Origin of the sequence: Mesorhizobium erdmanii (assembly GCF_013170725.1) — a bacterium.
GTDB lineage: Bacteria > Pseudomonadota > Alphaproteobacteria > Rhizobiales > Rhizobiaceae > Mesorhizobium > Mesorhizobium erdmanii.
This window is the reverse complement of sequence record NZ_CP033361.1, coordinates 530,858-548,505: the sequence shown is the minus strand read 5'-3', so window position 1 is coordinate 548,505 and position 17,648 is coordinate 530,858. Positions and strand designations below refer to the sequence as shown.

General features: G+C 62.6%; 20 protein-coding genes and 1 pseudogene. 6 read left to right on the top strand and 15 right to left on the bottom strand.

Annotated features, from left to right (window positions below; all coding sequences use genetic code 11):
* Positions 1-191 precede the first annotated feature (191 nt).
* Entirely contained in the window at positions 192-1,037 is an 846-nt protein-coding gene (locus tag EB233_RS02475; RefSeq protein WP_064990216.1) for a MurR/RpiR family transcriptional regulator, read from the bottom strand.
* Positions 1,038-1,276: 239 nt separating this feature from the next.
* On the opposite strand from EB233_RS02475, the gene EB233_RS02470 reads away from it, so the two are divergent.
* Entirely contained in the window at positions 1,277-2,386 is a 1,110-nt protein-coding gene (locus tag EB233_RS02470) for a Gfo/Idh/MocA family protein (protein WP_064990703.1), read from the top strand.
* A 12-nt stretch (positions 2,387-2,398) separates the two neighbouring features.
* Here EB233_RS02470 and EB233_RS02465 read toward each other — a convergent pair whose 3' ends face one another.
* Positions 2,399-3,094, bottom strand: a complete 696-nt coding sequence (locus tag EB233_RS02465; RefSeq protein WP_064990217.1) for a helix-turn-helix transcriptional regulator — start codon at positions 3,092-3,094, stop codon at positions 2,399-2,401.
* Between the two features lie 128 nt (positions 3,095-3,222).
* Here EB233_RS02465 and EB233_RS02460 point away from each other — a divergent pair, with 128 nt between their 5' ends.
* On the top strand, positions 3,223-3,858 hold the full coding sequence (locus EB233_RS02460) for a LysE family translocator (protein WP_027053759.1): 636 nt from the start codon (positions 3,223-3,225) through the stop codon (positions 3,856-3,858).
* Between the two features lie 36 nt (positions 3,859-3,894).
* Here the strand turns inward: EB233_RS02460 and EB233_RS02455 are convergent, their stop codons facing one another.
* From EB233_RS02455 to EB233_RS02400, 13 genes and pseudogenes are all read right to left on the bottom strand, one after another.
* The gene (locus EB233_RS02455; RefSeq protein WP_064990704.1) at positions 3,895-4,986 is read right to left on the bottom strand and encodes a 3-deoxy-7-phosphoheptulonate synthase; all 1,092 of its coding nucleotides are present in this window, start codon (positions 4,984-4,986) and stop codon (positions 3,895-3,897) included.
* Positions 4,987-5,073: 87 nt separating this feature from the next.
* On the bottom strand, positions 5,074-5,235 hold the full coding sequence (locus EB233_RS02450; protein ID WP_155765369.1) for a hypothetical protein: 162 nt from the start codon (positions 5,233-5,235) through the stop codon (positions 5,074-5,076).
* 204 nt (positions 5,236-5,439) lie between these two features.
* Positions 5,440-6,234, bottom strand: a complete 795-nt coding sequence (locus EB233_RS02445; protein WP_064990218.1) for an SDR family oxidoreductase — start codon at positions 6,232-6,234, stop codon at positions 5,440-5,442.
* Between the two features lie 29 nt (positions 6,235-6,263).
* A complete protein-coding gene (gene iolG / locus EB233_RS02440; protein WP_064990219.1) occupies positions 6,264-7,259 on the bottom strand; it encodes an inositol 2-dehydrogenase in 996 nt (331 codons plus the stop codon).
* Positions 7,260-7,371: 112 nt separating this feature from the next.
* A complete protein-coding gene (locus EB233_RS02435) occupies positions 7,372-8,139 on the bottom strand; it encodes an ATP-binding cassette domain-containing protein (RefSeq protein WP_064990220.1) in 768 nt (255 codons plus the stop codon).
* Between the two features lie 2 nt (positions 8,140-8,141).
* Positions 8,142-9,218 (bottom strand): ABC transporter permease, encoded by a 1,077-nt coding sequence (locus EB233_RS02430; RefSeq protein WP_064990221.1) that lies wholly within the window; start codon positions 9,216-9,218, stop codon positions 8,142-8,144.
* Positions 9,219-9,329: 111 nt separating this feature from the next.
* On the bottom strand, positions 9,330-10,271 hold the full coding sequence (locus EB233_RS02425) for a sugar ABC transporter substrate-binding protein (protein ID WP_064990222.1): 942 nt from the start codon (positions 10,269-10,271) through the stop codon (positions 9,330-9,332).
* A gap of 351 nt (positions 10,272-10,622) precedes the next feature.
* Positions 10,623-11,414, bottom strand: coding sequence for a hypothetical protein (locus tag EB233_RS02420; protein WP_064990223.1), 792 nt, complete (start codon positions 11,412-11,414; stop codon positions 10,623-10,625).
* Between the two features lie 82 nt (positions 11,415-11,496).
* A pseudogene (locus EB233_RS31705) lies at positions 11,497-11,606 on the bottom strand (LacI family transcriptional regulator); the annotation flags it as partial.
* A gap of 107 nt (positions 11,607-11,713) precedes the next feature.
* On the bottom strand, positions 11,714-12,472 hold the full coding sequence (locus EB233_RS02415; protein WP_064990224.1) for a M48 family metallopeptidase: 759 nt from the start codon (positions 12,470-12,472) through the stop codon (positions 11,714-11,716).
* Positions 12,473-12,571: 99 nt separating this feature from the next.
* Positions 12,572-13,054, bottom strand: coding sequence for a DUF2852 domain-containing protein (locus tag EB233_RS02410; RefSeq protein ID WP_027053771.1), 483 nt, complete (start codon positions 13,052-13,054; stop codon positions 12,572-12,574).
* Between the two features lie 117 nt (positions 13,055-13,171).
* Positions 13,172-14,314, bottom strand: coding sequence for a benzoate/H(+) symporter BenE family transporter (locus tag EB233_RS02405; RefSeq protein WP_081294142.1), 1,143 nt, complete (start codon positions 14,312-14,314; stop codon positions 13,172-13,174).
* Positions 14,315-14,316: 2 nt separating this feature from the next.
* Positions 14,317-15,117 (bottom strand): alpha/beta hydrolase, encoded by an 801-nt coding sequence (locus EB233_RS02400; protein WP_064990226.1) that lies wholly within the window; start codon positions 15,115-15,117, stop codon positions 14,317-14,319.
* A gap of 221 nt (positions 15,118-15,338) precedes the next feature.
* On the opposite strand from EB233_RS02400, the gene infC reads away from it, so the two are divergent.
* The 4 genes from infC to rplT all read left to right on the top strand — a co-directional run bounded on the left by infC (position 15,339) and on the right by rplT (position 17,610).
* Positions 15,339-15,875, top strand: a complete 537-nt coding sequence (gene infC, locus EB233_RS02395) for a translation initiation factor IF-3 (RefSeq protein ID WP_010912915.1) — start codon at positions 15,339-15,341, stop codon at positions 15,873-15,875.
* A 235-nt stretch (positions 15,876-16,110) separates the two neighbouring features.
* A complete protein-coding gene (locus EB233_RS02390) occupies positions 16,111-16,737 on the top strand; it encodes a methyltransferase family protein (RefSeq protein ID WP_027053775.1) in 627 nt (208 codons plus the stop codon).
* A 173-nt stretch (positions 16,738-16,910) separates the two neighbouring features.
* Positions 16,911-17,114 (top strand): 50S ribosomal protein L35, encoded by a 204-nt coding sequence (gene rpmI, locus EB233_RS02385; protein WP_006201248.1) that lies wholly within the window; start codon positions 16,911-16,913, stop codon positions 17,112-17,114.
* Positions 17,115-17,208: 94 nt separating this feature from the next.
* Positions 17,209-17,610, top strand: a complete 402-nt coding sequence (gene rplT, locus EB233_RS02380) for a 50S ribosomal protein L20 (protein ID WP_027053776.1) — start codon at positions 17,209-17,211, stop codon at positions 17,608-17,610.
* Positions 17,611-17,648: the final 38 nt, after the last annotated feature.

Here is a 17,648-nt window from a genome sequence, read left to right as displayed (position 1 = left end):
GTTTGGGTAACACGCGCGAGCGGCAGCGTGGCGCCGGCAATATGAAATAATAATTCCAATCCATAGTCAATATGGAATGAGCGTTCCCTGGTCTAAAATTGCCAGACCATGATCCCGAACAGCAGGACCGCGTAAGCGAAAAATGGCTAGGTTTTCGGAAAGATCATGGTCAAAGAAGAAATGGCGCAGGGTCAGGCCTTGCGCTTGCGGCTGGCGTCGCGCCGCTTCTCGCCGACGCCGACGGTCAGCGCCATGGCCAGCGCCATTGTCGCCGACAGCGAACGGAAGCCGGCGAAATCAGCCTCGGCAACCTCGAACCAGACCCTCGCGAACTGGGCAAGCGGCGAAAACGAGCTGTCGGTGATGGCGACGATCGGCACGCCCTGTTCCGAAATGGTGCGTGCTTCCTCGATGGTCGCCGGCGCGTAGGGTGAGAAGGAGATGGCGATGACGGCATCCGCCGGGGTGGCGAAGGCGACCATCTCGGCGTTTAGGCCGGCGGCCGATTCGATCAGCTGGTTGCGGATCTTCAGCTTGCCAAGCGCATAGGCGATGTAGGTCGCCACCGGATAGGAGCGTCGCTTGGCCAGCACATAGATGGTCTGCGCTTTCGCCAGCAGCGAAATCGCGTCTTCCAGATGCGCGTCGTCCAGCGTGCGCGAAATGTCGTTGAGCGAGGTGCTGGCGGCGGCGACGAAGCCGTCGAAGATCGCGCGGTGTCCGGCGCCGCCCTCCGCCTTGGCGCGCAGCGCCTGCAGCCGCTCGTCATAGGACGAGTTGCGCTCGCGCAGCCGCTCGCGAAACACCTGTTGCAGGCTGGTGAAGCCGTCGAAGCCCAGCTGCTGGGCAAAGCGGATGAGGGTCGAGGGCTGCACGCCGGCCGAAGCGGCGATGCTGGCGGCGGTGCCGAAGGCTATATCGTCGGGATTGTCGAGCGCGTAGGCGGCGATCTGGGCGATACGCTTGGGCAGGCTTTCGCGCCGGTCCAGGATGGTGGAGCGCAGCGTCTCGAAGTCGCGAGGTACCCGTTCGTCCATCGTTGGCCCGTCCAAGCTTGTCCAAAGCGCGTCAGCGCGCTTTAGACCGTTTGATTCCATGCATGTCGTTGTCCCAAAACCGCTGCGCACTTTTGGGCGACATGCATTGGAAACGTCCTCTCTGCCCCATCATAACGGGCCTGCGCAAGAACGCCATAAAAAATGAGGCAGACATTCCATTCCAGGAAGAAATGGACTAATTCATCCATCCAGCGCTTCAGGCAATGGAGAAACGGAAAATGGTTGGCGTCGGTCTTATCGGCACGGGCTTCATGGGCAAATGCCATGCCATCGCGTGGAGTGCCGTCGGCGCCGTCTTTCCCGATGTCGCCAAGCCCAGGCTCGTCCATCTCGGAGAAGTCAATGAGGAGCTCGCCCGGCGCAAGGCCGGCGAGTTCGGTTTCGCCAGGGCATCCGGCGACTGGCGGGCCGTCGTCAACGACCCTGAGGTCGACATCGTCTCCCTGACCACGCCCAACCAGTTCCATCCGGAAATGGCCATCGCCATCCTGGAGGCTGGCAAGCATCTGTGGTGCGAAAAGCCGATGGCGCCGAGCTTTGCCGAAGCCGAGGCAATGGCTGCGGCGGCGAAGAAATCGCGCAAGGTCGCCGCGCTTGGCTACAATTATATCCAGAGCCCGGCCATCCGCCACATCGGTGCGCTGCTCGACGAGAAGATCATCGGCGAGGTCAACCATCTGCGCATCGAGATGGACGAGGACTTCATGGCCGATCCAGAGGCGCTGTTCTTCTGGAAGCATGAGGCCGCGTCAGGCTATGGCGCGCTCGACGATTTCGCCGTGCATCCGCTGTCGCTGGTCTCGGCGCTGTTCGGCCGCGTCGCAAAGGTCATCTGCGACATGGCCAAGCCCTATGCCGATCGCAAGCTGGCCGCCGGCGGGCGCCGCGCGGTCGAGACCTATGATATCGCCAGTGTCCTGATGCATCTGGAAAACGACATCGCCGGCACTTTGCTGGTCAATCGCTCGGCCTGGGGCCGCAAGGGCCGCATCGCCATCCAGATCTTCGGCTCGAAAGGGTCGATCCTGTTCGACCAGGAGCGGATGAACGAAATCCAGCTCTACGTCACAGCGGATCGCCCGACTGAGCAGGGCTATCGCACCATCCTGGTGGCGCCGCACCACAAGCCCTACGATGCGTTCCTGCCGGCGCCGGGCCACGGCCTCGGCTTCAACGATCTCAAGATCATCGAATGCCATGAATTGCTTACCCGCCTTGCCGGCAAGCCGGCACGGCTCATCGAATTCGACGAAGGGCTGGAGATCGAGCGCACCGTGCACGCAATGGCCCGCTCGTTCGCGGAAAGGCGCTGGGTGGATGTGCGGTAGTCTCCGCTTGTCTCAACCGCTCACGGCGTTGGTCTCCCAGCCATTGACCCAGACCTGCCGCAAGAGGTCGCCTTCGCCCTTGAACCGCAGTCCGGTCGGCCGGCAGTCCTCGATGCGGTCGCTGCGGAAATTGCGGATGGCCTGGCGCAGCTCGCACCAGGCGACGATGTTGGCGTTCTCGGCATAGTAGATCAGCGCGATCGGGCGGACGAGGCGCTCGGAAGCACGGCCCATTTCGTCGCGGTAGGAAAGGTCGAGCTTCTCCTCGTCGCGGATGGCGCGGCGCACCAGCGCCAGGTCGATCGTGCCGGCCGAAGGCGCGGAAAAACCCCAGGCATGCAGCGCATTGGCCTCGAAGGTCTGGCGCAGAGGTTGCGGCACCGCGCCGGCGATCTTGGCACTGACGCGCTTGGCAGCCTGCTTGAGCTCGTCGTCTCCCGTGCGCTCGAGCAGCGCCAGCGACAGCACGATCGCCTCCATCTCCTCGATCGAAAACATCAGCGGCGGTAGGTCGAAGCCGGGCCGCAGTATGTAACCGATGCCACGCCCACCCTCGATCGGCACACGCATCGCCTGCAACGCCGCGATGTCGCGATAGATCGAACGGACAGTCACTTCCAGCTGCTCGGCAATCATGGCCGCCGTCACCGGCTGCCGCGCCAGCCGCAGGATCTGAATGATCTCGAACAGGCGCGACGCCTTGCGCATTTTTTCACCTGATGTCGATCACAACTGACACACCATCGTCAGTTGGGCCAGCATATAGGATCGTCTATCGATTTGAAAATCAACAGGTTCCGCTTCGACTTGGCGGAGCGAGGCGGCAGGCAACTGACATGGGTTACGCGGAAAATCTCTGGCTTTTCTTTATCCTGCTGTTCGGCATCATCGCCGTGCCGGGCATGGACATGCTGTTCGTGCTGGCCAATGCGCTGACCGGCGGCCGCGACCGGGGCCTTGCCGCGACCGGGGGCATTATGGTCGGCGGCATGGTGCACACGCTGAATGGCGCCATCGGCGTCGGCTTGCTCATGCATTTCGTGCCGATCCTGTTCAAGCCGCTGCTGATCGCCGGCGCCGCCTACATGGCTTTCATCGGCATCACCCTGATGCGCAGTTCCATCACCGTCGGCCAGGACGGTCCTGCCGGCAGCCGCACCGCCTGGAAGGCGTTTCGACAGGGGCTGGTGACCTGCCTGATCAACCCGAAGGCTTATTTGTTCGTGCTTGCCGTCTATCCGCAGTTCCTCAAGCCGGATTACGGCCCGATCTGGATGCAGGCAACAATAATGGGCCTGATGACGGTCGTCACCCAGGCCGCGATCTATGGCGGGCTCGCGGTCACGGCCGGTCGCAGCCGCAGCCTTTTGATCGCCAATCCGCGGGCGACCATTCTTGCAGGCCGGGCGGCCGGATTGCTGCTCTTCGCGGTGTCGGTGTTCACCGCATGGGAGGGGCTGAGGGCGGCGTGATCTTCGTAGCGCCGCCCTTGGCTGATCGTCATCGCATCAGGCCGCGCCCTGCCGGTTTTCCAGCATGGCGCGGCGTGCCGAGCGGCGCCACTCGACGGCACCGGCAAGGCCGTGCAGCACGGTCTCGGTGGTCGCCCAGTCGATGCAGCCATCGGTGATGCTCTGGCCGTAGACGAGCGGCTTGCCGGGCACCACGTCCTGCCGTCCGGCGACGAGATTGCTCTCGATCATGACGCCGATGATACGCTCGTCGCCCGCCGCCACCTGCCCAGCGACATCGGTCGCGACCTTGGGCTGGTTCTCCGGCTTCTTGGCGGAGTTGGCATGGCTGACATCGATCATCAGCCGGGGCGCCACGCCGATGCGGGCGAGTTCCGCCGCCGCCGCCTCAACGCTCGTCGCGTCATAATTGGGCTGTACGCCGCCGCGCAGGATGACATGGCAGTCGTCATTGCCTGATGTCGCCGCGATGGCACTGCGTCCGCCCTTGGTCACCGCCATGAAATGGTGCGGCTGGGCCGCCGACTTCACCGCCTCGCCGGCGATCCTCAGATTGCCGTCGGTGCCGTTCTTGAAGCCGACCGGGCAGGAGAGGCCGGAGGCGAGTTCCCGATGGATCTGGCTCTCGGTGGTGCGCGCGCCGATGGCGCCCCAGGCGACGAGGTCGGCGATGTATTGTGGTATCGTCATGTCGAGGAATTCGGTTGCCGCCGGCAGGCCAAGATTGTTGACGGCCGACAGCACGTTGCGCGCCATCCTCAGCCCCTTCTCGATGTTGAAGGAGCCGTCGAGGTCGGGATCGTTGATCAGGCCCTTCCAGCCGACCGTCGTGCGCGGCTTCTCGAAATAGACCCGCATGACGATCTCTAGCCGGTCGGACAGGGCCTCGCGCAGCGCCGCCAGACGGCTGGCGTAGTCCACGGCGGCGACCGGATCGTGGATGGAACAAGGGCCGACGATGACGACAAGCCGATCGTCGGCCCCCGTAAGGATGGAATGAATGGCGTTGCGTGACGCGGCAACGGTGCGCGTCGCCGTCAGCGTGCGCGGGATTTCCCGCATCACCTGGTCCGGCGTGCTCAATTCTCGGATTTCCGTAACCCGGAGGTCGTCTGTGGTGGTCAACACGGCTTTCTGCTCCTGTTTGGAGACCTGCCGGCTGAAACAAAAAAGCCGCCAGGTCTGGCGGCTGTTCGGATACTTTTGCTGCAATCTTCAGATCGAGCGCAATCCTCCCGCCGCCAGCGAGCTGCTAAAGTACCAATACGTGGCGAACAGGTTGATCATGCGGCTCATATAGTCGAAGCGAAGGCGTTTGTCGATGGGGCGATGAGGTGCTGTTTTGGGATGGACCGCTCCCCCGATTTCGTCATCCACGGGCGGAGCAGCCGCGTAGCGGCGTCGCGGAGACCCGAGGATCCATTCCGCGACCTTAGTCAAAGGTGCAGCGGAGCAATATTCTGCACCGCGGCGGCGCTCAGGAGTCCCGGCATGGATCCTCGGGTCTGCGCCGCGTCGCTGCGCTCCTTGCTCCGCCCGTGGATGACGAAGTGACGGGCGTTTCTGCGAGACTTGCCGGCACTACTCTGGCGAAGATCCCGCAACGCTTTGGTCATAGTCGACCAATGACCCCGTCATGACGCCCGATTGCGGGCTGACCATGTAGCTGATCAGCCGGGCGAGTTGGTCCGGCTTCACCAGTTGGCCCATCGGCTGCGCCGCCTCCGCCTTCTCCAGCCAGTTATCAGGCGCGTCGTGCCATTTCTTCTGCACGATGTCCTCCCCTTCCGTGTCCATCCAGCCGGGCAGCACGGCGTTGCAACGGATGCGGTTGAAGCGATAGGCATTGGCGACATTCTTGGTCAGCGTCATCAGCGCGCCCTTGCTGGTCGAATAGGGCGTCAGGAACGACTGGCCGGCATGCGCCGACATCGACAGCACGTTGACGATCGAGCCGGGCGCCTTGCGCTCCAGGAGATGCGCCACCACGCCCTGCATCAGGAAAAACGGGCCGCGCACATTGGTGTCGAAAATCTGGTCGAAAAGTTCTTCGCTCGTCTCGACCAGCGAACCGCGCGCCGAGGTGGCGGCGGCGTTGACCAGCGCGTTGATGCTGCCGAAATGGGCGAGCGCGGTGGCGACCGCGCGCTTGCAGTCGGCCACTTTGGAAACGTCGGCGCTGATGAAGATGGCGTCGACGCCCAATTTCTTGAAGTGGGCAACAGCCTTGTCGCCCTTTTCCTGCGAGCGGCCGATGAGCGCCAGCGCCCGGCAGCCCTCGTCGGCCAGGGCCTCGGCGACGGCAAAGCCGATGCCTTGCGCGCCGCCTGTGACGATGGCGCGTGTTTCACGATTGCGACCGGCGGATGCGCTCATCGCTCTGCTCCTGTGCCTTGATCCGGTTGTTACTTGTCGAGACGAACGGTCTTGCCCGTGGTCGCCGACTTCAGCGCCGCATCGGCGAGCTTCAGCGCCACCAGGCCATCGGCGCCGCTTGGTGCCGCCTTCTTGCCTGATGTCGCTGCGGCGATGAACGAAGCGATCTCGTTGGCATAGGCGTCGAGATAGCGGGTCATGAAGAAGTCGTGCAGCGGCGGGCGCGTATAGCCCTTCTCGTTGGCCAGTTCGATCGACACCGGCCGCTGGTTTTCGGCCGCGATCATGCCCTTCGAGCCATGCACCTCGATGCGCTGGTCGTAGCCATAGGTGGCGCGGCGCGAATTGGAGATGACGGCCTGCTTGCCGGACGCGGTTTCGAGGATGACGCTGACCGAGTCGAAATCGCCGGCCTCGCCAATCTTCTTGTCCACCAGAACCGAGGCATGGGCGCTGACCGCCACCGGCTCCTCGCCGAGCAGGAAGCGCGCCATATCGAAATCATGGATGGTCATGTCGCGGAAGATGCCGCCCGAGCGCTTGATGTAGTCGATCGGCGGCGCGCCGGGATCGCGCGAGGTGATGGTGACCATCTCGACCGTGCCGATGGCGCCGTCGTCGATCGCCTTGCGCACGGCGGCGAAGTGGGGGTCGAAGCGCCGGTTGAAGCCGACCATCAGCGTTGCCTTGGCCTTCTCGACCACCGCCAGGCACTTTTCCACCCGCTTGACGTTCAGGTCGATCGGCTTCTCGCAGAAGATCGCCTTGCCGGCCTTGGCGAAACGCTCGATCAGGTCGGCATGGGTATCGGTCGGCGTGCAGATGACGACGGCGTCGATGTCCTTGGATTTTTCGATGGCGTCGATGCTGCGCACCTCGGCGCCATAGGCCGTCGCCAGCTCTTTGGCCGCCGTCTCGAAAGCATCGGCAACGGCCACCAGTTTGGCCTGCGGGTTGGAGCCGACGGCGCGGGCGTGGACCTTGCCGATGCGGCCGGCACCGAGGAGGGCGAAGCGAACAGTCATGGATATTTCCTCTGGGGGATGGGTTCGAGAGAGTTGTGTCTCCACCTTTCTGTCAGGAAAAGGTGGCAAGGGGGTTTTCTTGGCGCGGCGGATCGTCCCGGAAGCCGGCTGCCTAGGCCGCCAGTTCCGCCTCTCCGGTCTTGGCGCCGGTGATGTAGGAGACGATGTCCTGCCCGTCCGTGTTTTCCTTACGCAGGTTGGCGACGATGCGGCCGCGCCGGAAGACGACGATGCGGTCGCAGAGGTCGAACACCTGGCGCATATTGTGGCTGATCAGGATGAGCGGTTCGCCATTGTCCTTCAGCGTGCGGATGATGTTTTCGACCTGCGCCGTCTCCTGCACGCCAAGGGCGGCTGTCGGTTCGTCCATGATGATCAGCTTGGAGGCGAAGGTGGCGGTCCTGGCGATCGCCACGCACTGCCGCTGGCCGCCCGACATGTGGCGGATGGTGTTGGACAGATTGGGGATTTTCACCGCGGTGCGCACCAGGGCGGCCTCGGTCGCCTTGCGCATGTATTTGCGGTCGAGGATCGAGAACGGCCCGAGATTGAACAACACCTTCTCGCGGCCAAGGAACAGGTTCGACGGCACGTCGAGATCGTCGGCCAGCGCCAGGTTCTGGAACACCGTCTCGATGCCCGCCTCGCGCGCCTCGATCGGACCGGTGAAATTCACTTCCTTGCCGTCGAACCAGACTTGGCCGCTGGTGCGCTGCTCGACGGCGGTGATCTGGCGCACGAAGGTCGATTTGCCGGCGCCGTTGTCGCCCATGATGGCGACATGCTCGCCCTTGCGCAGCTCGAAATTGGCGCCTTCCAGCGCATGCACGCCGCCATAGCGCTTGGTCAGGTTTTCGGTCTTCAGGACGATGTCTGTCATGGTCAAGCCCTCAATGCCCGCATACGCTGGCGCCACTGGTCGAGAACCACCGCGCCGACAATGATCACGCCCTTGACCATCTCCTGATAGTAGGCGTCGAGGCGCAGGAAGGTGAAGCCGGAGATGATGACGCCGAAGATCAGCGAGCCGATCACCGTGCCGACGATCGAGCCGCGCCCGCCCGACAGCGAGACGCCGCCGATGACCGCCATGGCTATGGCGTCGAGTTCGTACATCACGCCCATGCCGGCCTGGGCGGTGAGGTTCTTGGAGGAGAGCACCACGGCGGCGAGCGCGGCGAGAATGCCGGCGATGACATAGACCAGGATCTTGTGGTTGGCGATCTTGATGCCCGACATGCGCGCGGCATCCTCGTTGGAGCCGATCGCGTAACAGTGCTTGCCATACCTGGTGTAGGTCATGATCAGCTGGAACAGCACGGCCAGCGACAGGAAGATGATGACGGGCATCAGGCCCTTGCCGATCGCGGCGAAGCTCTCGGTGGGAAACGAGATCGGCTGGCCCTTGGACCACCATTTGGCGATGCCGCGCGCGGTCACCATCATGCCCAGCGTGGCAATGAAGGGCGGAATGCGCGTGTAGGCAATCAACGCGCCGTTGACCAGGCCGGCCAGCAGGCCGCAGCCGACCGCGACAAGCAGCGGCACCATGACGGGCAGGTCGGTCCAGCCTTGCGCCAAAAACATCGCCTTGGGATTGGGATTGCCGTTGACGGTCGCCACCTGGGCGAAACTCATGGCGATCATCGCGGTCGCGCCGACGATCGAACCCGAGGACAGGTCGATGCCGCCGGTGATGATGACTTGCGTCACACCGATGGCGATGATCCCGACGATCGACACCTGCAGGATGATGATCTGCAGGCGGGCCTCGTTGAAGAGGCCTGCGACGTCGCTGCGGGTGTTGAACAGAAAACTGTCGCCAAGAAAGACGCGGCCGATCAGTTCGAAGATGACGACGAGGATGACGAGTGCCAGGAAGACGTTGAACTCGGCCGGCCATGTACGCTTCTTCGCGTCATAGCTGACCCCGCCGACGCCGTGGGATGTCTGTGCCAATCTTCTCTCCTCCGTCAGACGCGCTCGTCCGTCGGCCCCTTGCGGGTGCCGGTGAAGCGAGCGGCGCCGTCTGCTGCCAGAGGGCGCCGCCCGTAAGGGCAGGCCCGCCGCTCAGTTCTTCTTCAGGAACTTGTCGATGTTGGCCGGGGTAACCAGCTGGAACGGAACGTAGACCTTGCGTTCGACCTTCTCGCCCTTGGACAACTTCAGCGCGGCATCGAGCGCGCCCGCGCCCTGACCCGCCGCATCCTGGAACACCGTCACCTTCAGGTCGCCCGCCTGCATCGCGACAAGCGCGTCCTGCGTGGCGTCGACACCGCCGACTACAACGGTCTTCATGTCGATGTTGGCGGCCTTCATCGCCTGGATGGCGCCGATCGCGCTTTCGTCATTGTTGGCGATGACGCCATCGAACTTCTTGCCGGTCGACAGCCAGTTGGTCATCAGGTTCTGGGCCTGGTCGCGATCCCAGTTCGAGGTCTGCTTGTCGATGATCTTGATGAAGCTGCAGTCCGGCGTGGCGATCACCTCCTCGATGTCCTTCGTGCGCTGAACGGCCGCCTGGTTGGAAAGCTCGCCCATGATCACGTAGACATTGGCTTCCTTCTTGCCGGCTTCCTTGAACAGGCGGCAGACTTCCTTGGTTTCGAGCGTGCCGGAATCGGCCTCGTTCGAGGCGACGAAGGCCTGGTTGTCGGGCAGCGTGTCGACATTGACCGGCTGGCGGTTGACATAGACCAGCGGGATCTTGGCGGCGGCGGCGGCGTCCGACATCGCCTGCGTGGCCGAGGTGTCGACCGGATTGACGATGATGGCGTCGACGCCCGAAGCGGCGAAGTTCTTGATCTGGTCGAGTTGTTTGGCGACGTCGTTCTGCGCGTCCTCGACCTGCAGCTCGACGCCGCTCATGCCCTTGGCCTGCGCGATCATGCCGTTGCGCAGCACGGTCAGGAAGTTGTCGTCGAACTTGGCCATCGAGACGCCGATCTTAGCGGCAAAAGCCGATGAACTCATTAGCGCCGCGAAGGCGACGCCCAAAAGCAGTTTCTTCATTGTATCTCTCCTCCACTTTTGGTGTCCGGTTGCACCGATCTCTCCGGAATCCCCGATCTCCCCGGGGAATCTCTCCCTGATGTCATTTCGTCCCGCTCGGCATGCCCTGCATGGGCTGTAACGCCAAACCCTCAGTTTGAAACAGACGTTACGGAACGAAAGAACCAAAATGCACTATTGGTGAAATATTTATTCCATTTTTTCGCCAAACGTCAAGGGCGATTCCAAAACGGGACGCGCGATTTTGGCCGATGCTGACAAGGCGTAAACGGCACTGGTGAGCGAGCGCCGGCCACGCCGCGCTCCCTGGGGATGGTTGACAGCAATGTCCGATTGCCGCCGTGGTGACGTTCAGAAGTGCCAGATGTCTCTTTGCCGCAAGAGATCGAGCGGCGCTCGCCAGACCCTGTAGGCCGCTGCCTGTTTGATCTGCTGCTCGGCACCGAGGTGACCGTTGGCCTCGAAGAAGGCCTCGATGCGCCTTCGAGCAAAGAGCTTTCTGCCCCTCGTGTTGTAGTTGCGGATCGGCAGCCGATGGCGGCGGATAGTCCTTCCACCTTCCGACAAGGCTATGCCAATGCAGAATTGCTCCGGCGTATGGGCCCTCACCAGACCGATCATTTGTTCCATGGTATGATAGGCGTCTGTCAATGCGGGAATGTTGGCGTTGTGGACGCCAAGGACGCCGCTGTTCCACATAGGCTCGCTCCCGGTCAGCCTACGGGTTCCTAGCAAACAGCCCTTTTCTTCAAGGGTTCGATAGGCGGGCTTTGGCTTGCCTTCGCATTTTCTCATGATTGAAAGCGACGGGGAGATATCACTGAAGCAAGTCGAGATATCGCCAGTGGGATACATGTCCGCATCCATGAAAAACAGGCGTTCACATCGCCTCAATATATCGATGACGCCGGCTGCTTTGATGCCGAACAGATACCGATTGCCAAAGGACATCTCGGTCATTCTCTCGGCTGTAAGCTCGATCACATCGATGGGATATCGCCGGAAAATTGCCGGCCTGTCGGTCAGCACGGTAATTTTTGCCCCCGGACAATAGTGCAGCAGGCGAAGGCCGCTGAACAGCGCTCCGAAAGCATAGAGCGCGTCGTCTCCAAACGCGACATACCCAAATCTATCCCTGCCCATCGGGCATATATATCAGATATCGCGTATATATCAGATGCCTATCGGCGGCCGGATTCTGCGTCGTCCGGCGCCTACTCGCGGAAAAGGAGCGGAAGCCGATCTCGCGCGGTTCGTGGCCATGGAAGCGGTGGCTGCCGACGAACAGCGCGACCTGCCCGGCCGTTTCGCCGCTTTCGAGATCATCCAGGCCGCGGGCGGAGCAAGGAGCGAAGCGGCGCAGACCCGAGGATCACGAAGGGGCGGGTGCCTTCGCCAATCTCCCACGTCCGCAACAAGGCAGAGTGCGCCGTTTCTCCCGCCTACTCGAATACGATCGCCTGCAGCGCGCCGCCATTGCGTTTCAGCCAATCCTTGCAGCGGTCGGTGTCGGGGCAGAGTTTTTCGCACAATTTCCAGAATTTCGGGCCGTGGTTCATCTCCTTGAGATGCGCCACCTCATGCGCGACGAGGTAGTTTATGATTGGCTGAGGCGCCATCATGATGCGCCAGGAGAAGGACAGGTTGCCTTCCGAGGTGCAGGAGCCCCAGCGGCTGGAGGTGTCCTTGTAGCGGATCGCCTTGGCGCGCTTGCCGAGCGCCTCGGTGTGTTTGATCACCAGCTTCTCGATTTCCTTCTTGGCCTCGCGCTTCAGGAAATCGGCGATGCGGCGCGGCAGATGCACACGGTCGCCGTGCACGACCAGCAGCGGGCCGCGCTCGTCGCGCGATATCGTGACGGTGCCGCGCTTTGACGGTTCGTGGACAATGCGATGTGGGACGCCCCGGATCGGGATCCTGATGCCAGGCCGCACCTGCGGACGCGTCGGCACCTTGGCCAGCCGCTGTTCAAGCCAGTCCTGGTGGCGCTCGAGGAACCGATCCACCTCGCCGCGGCGCAGGCCCGGCGGAACGGTGATGCGCAGACCCTGGCCACCGGAATCGATGCGCAGCGTCAGGCGCCGCGCCCTGGCGCTCTCGACGATCTTGAGCGGCAGCGTGCGGCCGGCGACGCAATATTCTCGCTCCACGACAGGCGTGGGCTTGGGCTTCGTCAGATTGCGGAAGAACCCGATGGTCATGGGAGGACGATACGCGATTCGAGGAAAACGACTAGAACAAAAAAGAAACGGCGCCGCTCGCGCGACGCCGTCTCTTACGCAAGGCCCTGTCGCCGGGCCTCAGTCGTCAAGCAGGTTCGAACCCTTGCCGCGCTTGGTCGGGGTCGTGCCGGTGCTCGGGTCGGTCTTCGCCGGTGCGGTCGACTTGTGGCGGTTGGCCATGAAGCGATCGAACTCGTCCTGATCCTTGGCGCGACGCAGTTCGCGGGCATAGTCGTCGAACTCGGTCAGCATGTCGTCGAGTTTGCGGCGTTCCTCGGCGAGGCGCTCAAGCTCCTTTTCGCGCCAGTCGTCGAAAGCGACATTGCCGGTGCGGGCGGAGCCATTGCCCCAGCGCGCGGCCTTGTCGGAACCGCGGCGGCAGCCGGCGAAGATGCCGTCTGTGGCGCGGTTGACGTCGCGCTTGAAGCCGTCGAGCCGGTCGCCCCAGATGATGTAGGCGAGCATGGCGAAGCCGAGCGGCCAGAACACCATGAAGCCGATCACCATCAACGCGATGGTTGCCGGCGTCCAGGCCGGGCGGATCAATGCAGATGTGTTCATTTTCTCCCATTCCTTCGGTTGGAGACAGCCAGAACCGGCTGCGTGGAATCGAAATGGGAAGAGGAAAACGGCGATTCAAGACAATGTCCGCCAAAACCGGACAAGGGGCTGAAATGATTATCGCTTTTTGAGCCTGTCGAGGAAAAGCACGGCCAGCCCCGCGATCAGGCCCCAGAACGCGGCACCGACGCCGAACAATGTCAGCCCTGAAGCGGTGACGACAAAGGTGATGGTGGCGGCCATGCGATCGCCCTCGTCCTTCAGAGCGATCGCCAGCGCATTGGCGAGCGACGCCATCAGCGCAAGACCCGCCACCAGCACGATCAGGCTCTGCGGCAGGACGGCGAAGATCGCCACCAGCGACGCGCCGAAAATCGCGAAGACGAGATAGGCGAGCGCATAGAACGGCCCGGTCTTCCAGCGCTCGGCGGGGTCGGGATGGACGTCCGGCCCGGTGCAGATGGCCGCCGAAATCGCCGCCAGATTGGTGGTCGAGCCGCCAAACGGCGCCGATAGTAGCGAAAAGAGGCCAGTGACGCCGATCAGCGGGCCGGGCTCCGGATGGTAGCCGGCGGCGCGCAGCACGGCGAGGCCCGACAGGTTCTGCGAGGCCATGGTGACGAGATAGAGCGGCAGCGCCAGGCCGATCATCGCCTTGGCGGTGAAGTCAGGGGCAATCAGCGTCAGCGTCGACAGTTCCGGCGTCGGCAGGCCGCCGACGCGGCCGGTCAGAAACGCGGCCAAACCGCCACCGATCAGCACCGCCAGCACCGACAGCGCCGGGTTGAACAGCCTGATGATGAAGAAGGCCGCGATCAGCGGCAGGATCAGCCAGGGGTCGACAGGAACCGTCTTGACCGCATTGAGGGCGAAGGTGACGACGATGCCAGCCAGCATGCCGGAAGCGACCGAGGGCGGTATCCTGGAAATCAATTGCGTCAAAGGCCGAAACAGGCCGGTGGCGATCAACAGGATGGCGGTGACGATGAAGGCCGCGACGGCCTCATTGATCGAAAAGCCACTGGACGCCGCCATCAGCGCCAGACCCGGCGTCGACCATGCCGTGATGACAGGCATCTTCGTGCGCCAGGACAGCCACAGACTTTCGATCGCCATGGCCAGGCAAATGGTCGTCACCCAGCTCGCCGTCTGAATTTGCGTCGCGCCGACCGCGTGGGCGGCGGCAATGACGATGGCAAGCGTGCCGCCGAAGCCGACGATAGCCGCGACAAAGGCGGAGATCGGTATGGAGAGGCGCATCGTCACGTGCTCCGCCCGGCTCCTCGGTCGACCATGTCGCCGACCGACCGCACCAGCATGTCGAGGTCCTGTGGCCGTGACAGGCGGTGGTCGCCGTCGGGAATCAGCGACAGTGTGACATCGTCGGCCGGTAGCAGGCTGACCAGTTTCAGCGCGTGGCTGGACGGAACGTCCGCATCGGCCAGGCCTTGCAGGATGTGGACCGGGCAATGCGTGTCGATCGGCCCGGTCATCACCCGATTGTCGCGCCCGTCCTCGATCAAGGCGCGCGTATAGATGTAAGGCTCCGTGGAATAGTCGGAGGGCTCGGCGAAGAAACCCTTTTCGGCGAGGTCGCGCTTCTGCGCCGCGGTCAGCACGGGCTCGACCAGTTCACTGGTAAAATCCGGTGCCGGCGCCAGCAGCACCAGGCCGACAACATTGGTGTCGCCGGTTTTGCGCAATTCCTGCACCATGCGCAGCGCGATCCAGGCGCCCATCGAGGAGCCGACCAGGATCTGATTGCCACGGGTGAAATGCCGGAACACGGCGAGGCTTTGCGAAAGCCACGTCGAGATCGTGCCGTCGGCAAAGGCGCCGCCGGATTCGCCGTGACCGGAATAGTCATGGCGCAGGAAGCCGCGGCCTTCTCTTGCCGCCCAGTCCGACAGCGTCTGTGCTTTGGTGCCCAGCATGTCGGACTTGTAGCCGCCCAGCCAGACGATGCCGGGCGCCGAGCCCGCCGTATGGCGCACCGCGATGCGCGATCCCCCAACGTCCAGAAAGATCGGGGCATCGAGAAAGGTGGGGGGCGTGGCGGTCATGGCTATTTCCTCAGGCCCCTCTTCTGGCACGGGGTTCTTGTGGCACAGCCACAGGTGTGACGAAAAGTGCTCGCACCGTTTCTTTGTTTGGTGCAGGCAGTGATCAGGGTGATTTCCTGTCAATGCTGTGCTATTGACTTCGCCCGCGCGCTTCCCACATTGGCGCGTCCACACATCAGACCGACAAAACCCGGAACGAAACGGCCAAGGAGACCACGACCATTCGCAGACCTTTCAAAGCAGCGGCGCCGACCAAGGATGGGCCGCGCTCCAACCGTGACATCCGGGTTCCCCGGGTCCAGCTTATCGACGCCGAAGGCCAGAACCGCGGCGATGTTTCCATAAACGACGCATTGCTGCTCGCCGAAGAGGCCGGGCTCGATCTCGTCGAAATATCGCCCAATGCGGTGCCGCCCGTCGTAAAAATTCTCGATCTCGGCAAGTTGAAATACGCCAACCAGAAGAAGGCGGCCGAGGCGCGCAAGAATCAGAAGGTCATCGAGATCAAGGAGATCAAGATGCGCCCGAACATCGACAGCCATGACTACGAGACCAAGATGAAGGCGGTCCGCCGCTTCTTCGAGGAAGGCGACAAGGTCAAGCTGACGTTGCGCTTCCGCGGCCGCGAGATGGCGCATATGGAGCTCGGCATGCAGCTTCTGAACAAGGTGCGTGAAGAAGTGGCGACCATCGCCAAGGTCGAGGCGGAGCCGAAGCTCGAAGGCCGCCAGATGATGATGGTGCTGGCACCGCGCTAGGCCTGCCTTTGCCTGAAATGTCCGGGATCACGCCCTGGTCACGAAAAGGTTAGGCGCGGCATCGCGCTCCAAATTCGCCCGAATTGTGCTACAGGGCGTCCCGACGATCGGCGGGACGCCTGTTTTTCGGCCACGGTTGCGATCGCCGGCTCTGTTTTTGTGCATGTCGTCAGCCCAGAACCGGGGCCACTTTTGGGCGACAGGCATCAGGCTCCTCGACGATCGGATTCCTCCCTTGGACAATGAATTGAAATATGGGCTGGGCAACTATCAGCAGATGCGCAGGCTGGTGCTTGCCGTGCTGGTGGCGGTGCTGTTCCTGGCGCTGCTGTTCGGCCAGTCGACCTTCCCGCCCGACACGCCGGTGCATGAAACGATCGAGATGTTCGGCGTGTTGCTGATCTTCCTCGGCATCGTCGGGCGCCTTTGGGCGACGCTCTATATTGGCGGACGCAAGTCCGCCGAGGTGGTGACCGGCGGGCCCTACTCGATCACCCGCAACCCGCTCTACGTGTTCTCGACAGTGGCCGCGGCGGGCGTCGGCGCCCAGATCGGCTCGTTTTCCGGTGTCATCCTGTTTGCACTGCTTTGCGCCGGTGCCTTCCACATCGTCATCCTGCGCGAGGAGAAATTCCTCAAGGAAGCGCTCGGCGCCCCCTATGCCGCCTATCTGGCGAAAGTGCCACGCTTCTTCCCCAACCTCTCGCTCTACCAGGAAGGCGACACCGGCAGCTTCAAGCCGCGCCTGCTGTTGACCACCTTGCTCGACGGGTTGGTGTTCCTCGTCGCGCTGCCGGCCTTTGAACTGATCGACGGCGCCCAGCAGTCCGGCATGCTGCCGGTATGGTTCACGCTGCCCTGAGAGACGTGCGCCGCGGTGGGTGTTGCACAGCCGCGCGCTTTGACGTATAGGACCGCCGTTCAAGAAAACCGCCCGGCAGGGCATGCCGTGGCGGTTTCATTTGCTTTTCGGGCTTTGGTCGGCCCGGAGCGAACAAGAAGCGCGATAGTGCGCCAACAATACGGAGTAGCAAAATGCCCAAGATGAAAACCAAGTCGGCCGCCAAGAAGCGGTTCAAGATCACAGGTACGGGTAAAGTCCTGTCGGCTGCGGCCGGCAAGCGTCACGGCATGATCAAGCGTTCCAACAAGTTCATTCGAAATGCCCGCGGCACGATGGTTCTGGCTGAACCGGATGGCAAGAAGGTCATCAAGAATTTTCTGCCGAACGGCCTCTGAGCATTCGGTTTCAGGAACGTATTTGTTTTTACGCAATTCCGAACGGAAAACCGCAAGGCACTTTTCCTGGAATTGCTTTTAAGGAGATCATGACATGGCACGCGTAAAGAGAGGCGTCACCGCTCACGCCAAGCACAAGAAGGTCCTGAAAGCCGCGAAAGGCTTCTACGGCCGCCGCAAGAACACCATCCGCATCGCCAAGCAGGCGGTGGAAAAGTCGCTGCAGTACGCTTACCGCGACCGCAAGAACCGCAAGCGCTCGTTCCGTGCGCTGTGGATCCAGCGCATCAACGCCGCGACCCACGAGCACGGCCTGACCTATGGCCGCTTCATCGACGGCCTCAACAAGGCCGGCATCGAGATCGATCGCAAGATCCTGTCCGACATGGCCATCCATGAGCCGCAGGCTTTCGCCGCCCTGGTCGCCAAGGCCAAGGTCGCGCTCGAATATCTGAAGAACACCACGCCGAACGCTTTTGAAAGCGCTGTCGCCTAAGACCAGCGCTTCCCAAGCATTCGCAATTCTGATTTTGG

Excerpts from the sequence above, each read along its gene's own strand:
- EB233_RS02475 (WP_064990216.1), bottom strand. The coding sequence starts at position 1,037 with ATGGACGAACGGGTACCTCGCGACTTCGAGACGCTGCGCTCCACCATC.
- EB233_RS02470 (WP_064990703.1), top strand. The coding sequence starts at position 1,277 with ATGGTTGGCGTCGGTCTTATCGGCACGGGCTTCATGGGCAAATGCCAT.
- EB233_RS02465 (WP_064990217.1), bottom strand. The coding sequence starts at position 3,094 with ATGCGCAAGGCGTCGCGCCTGTTCGAGATCATTCAGATCCTGCGGCTG.
- EB233_RS02460 (WP_027053759.1), top strand. The coding sequence starts at position 3,223 with ATGGGTTACGCGGAAAATCTCTGGCTTTTCTTTATCCTGCTGTTCGGC.
- EB233_RS02445 (WP_064990218.1), bottom strand. The coding sequence starts at position 6,234 with ATGAGCGCATCCGCCGGTCGCAATCGTGAAACACGCGCCATCGTCACA.
- iolG (WP_064990219.1), bottom strand. The coding sequence starts at position 7,259 with ATGACTGTTCGCTTCGCCCTCCTCGGTGCCGGCCGCATCGGCAAGGTC.
- EB233_RS02435 (WP_064990220.1), bottom strand. The coding sequence starts at position 8,139 with ATGACAGACATCGTCCTGAAGACCGAAAACCTGACCAAGCGCTATGGC.
- EB233_RS02425 (WP_064990222.1), bottom strand. The coding sequence starts at position 10,271 with ATGAAGAAACTGCTTTTGGGCGTCGCCTTCGCGGCGCTAATGAGTTCA.
- EB233_RS02420 (WP_064990223.1), bottom strand. The coding sequence starts at position 11,414 with ATGGGCAGGGATAGATTTGGGTATGTCGCGTTTGGAGACGACGCGCTC.
- EB233_RS02415 (WP_064990224.1), bottom strand. The coding sequence starts at position 12,472 with ATGACCATCGGGTTCTTCCGCAATCTGACGAAGCCCAAGCCCACGCCT.
- EB233_RS02410 (WP_027053771.1), bottom strand. The coding sequence starts at position 13,054 with ATGAACACATCTGCATTGATCCGCCCGGCCTGGACGCCGGCAACCATC.
- EB233_RS02405 (WP_081294142.1), bottom strand. The coding sequence starts at position 14,314 with ATGCGCCTCTCCATACCGATCTCCGCCTTTGTCGCGGCTATCGTCGGC.
- EB233_RS02400 (WP_064990226.1), bottom strand. The coding sequence starts at position 15,117 with ATGACCGCCACGCCCCCCACCTTTCTCGATGCCCCGATCTTTCTGGAC.
- rpmI (WP_006201248.1), top strand. The coding sequence starts at position 16,911 with ATGCCCAAGATGAAAACCAAGTCGGCCGCCAAGAAGCGGTTCAAGATC.
- rplT (WP_027053776.1), top strand. The coding sequence starts at position 17,209 with ATGGCACGCGTAAAGAGAGGCGTCACCGCTCACGCCAAGCACAAGAAG.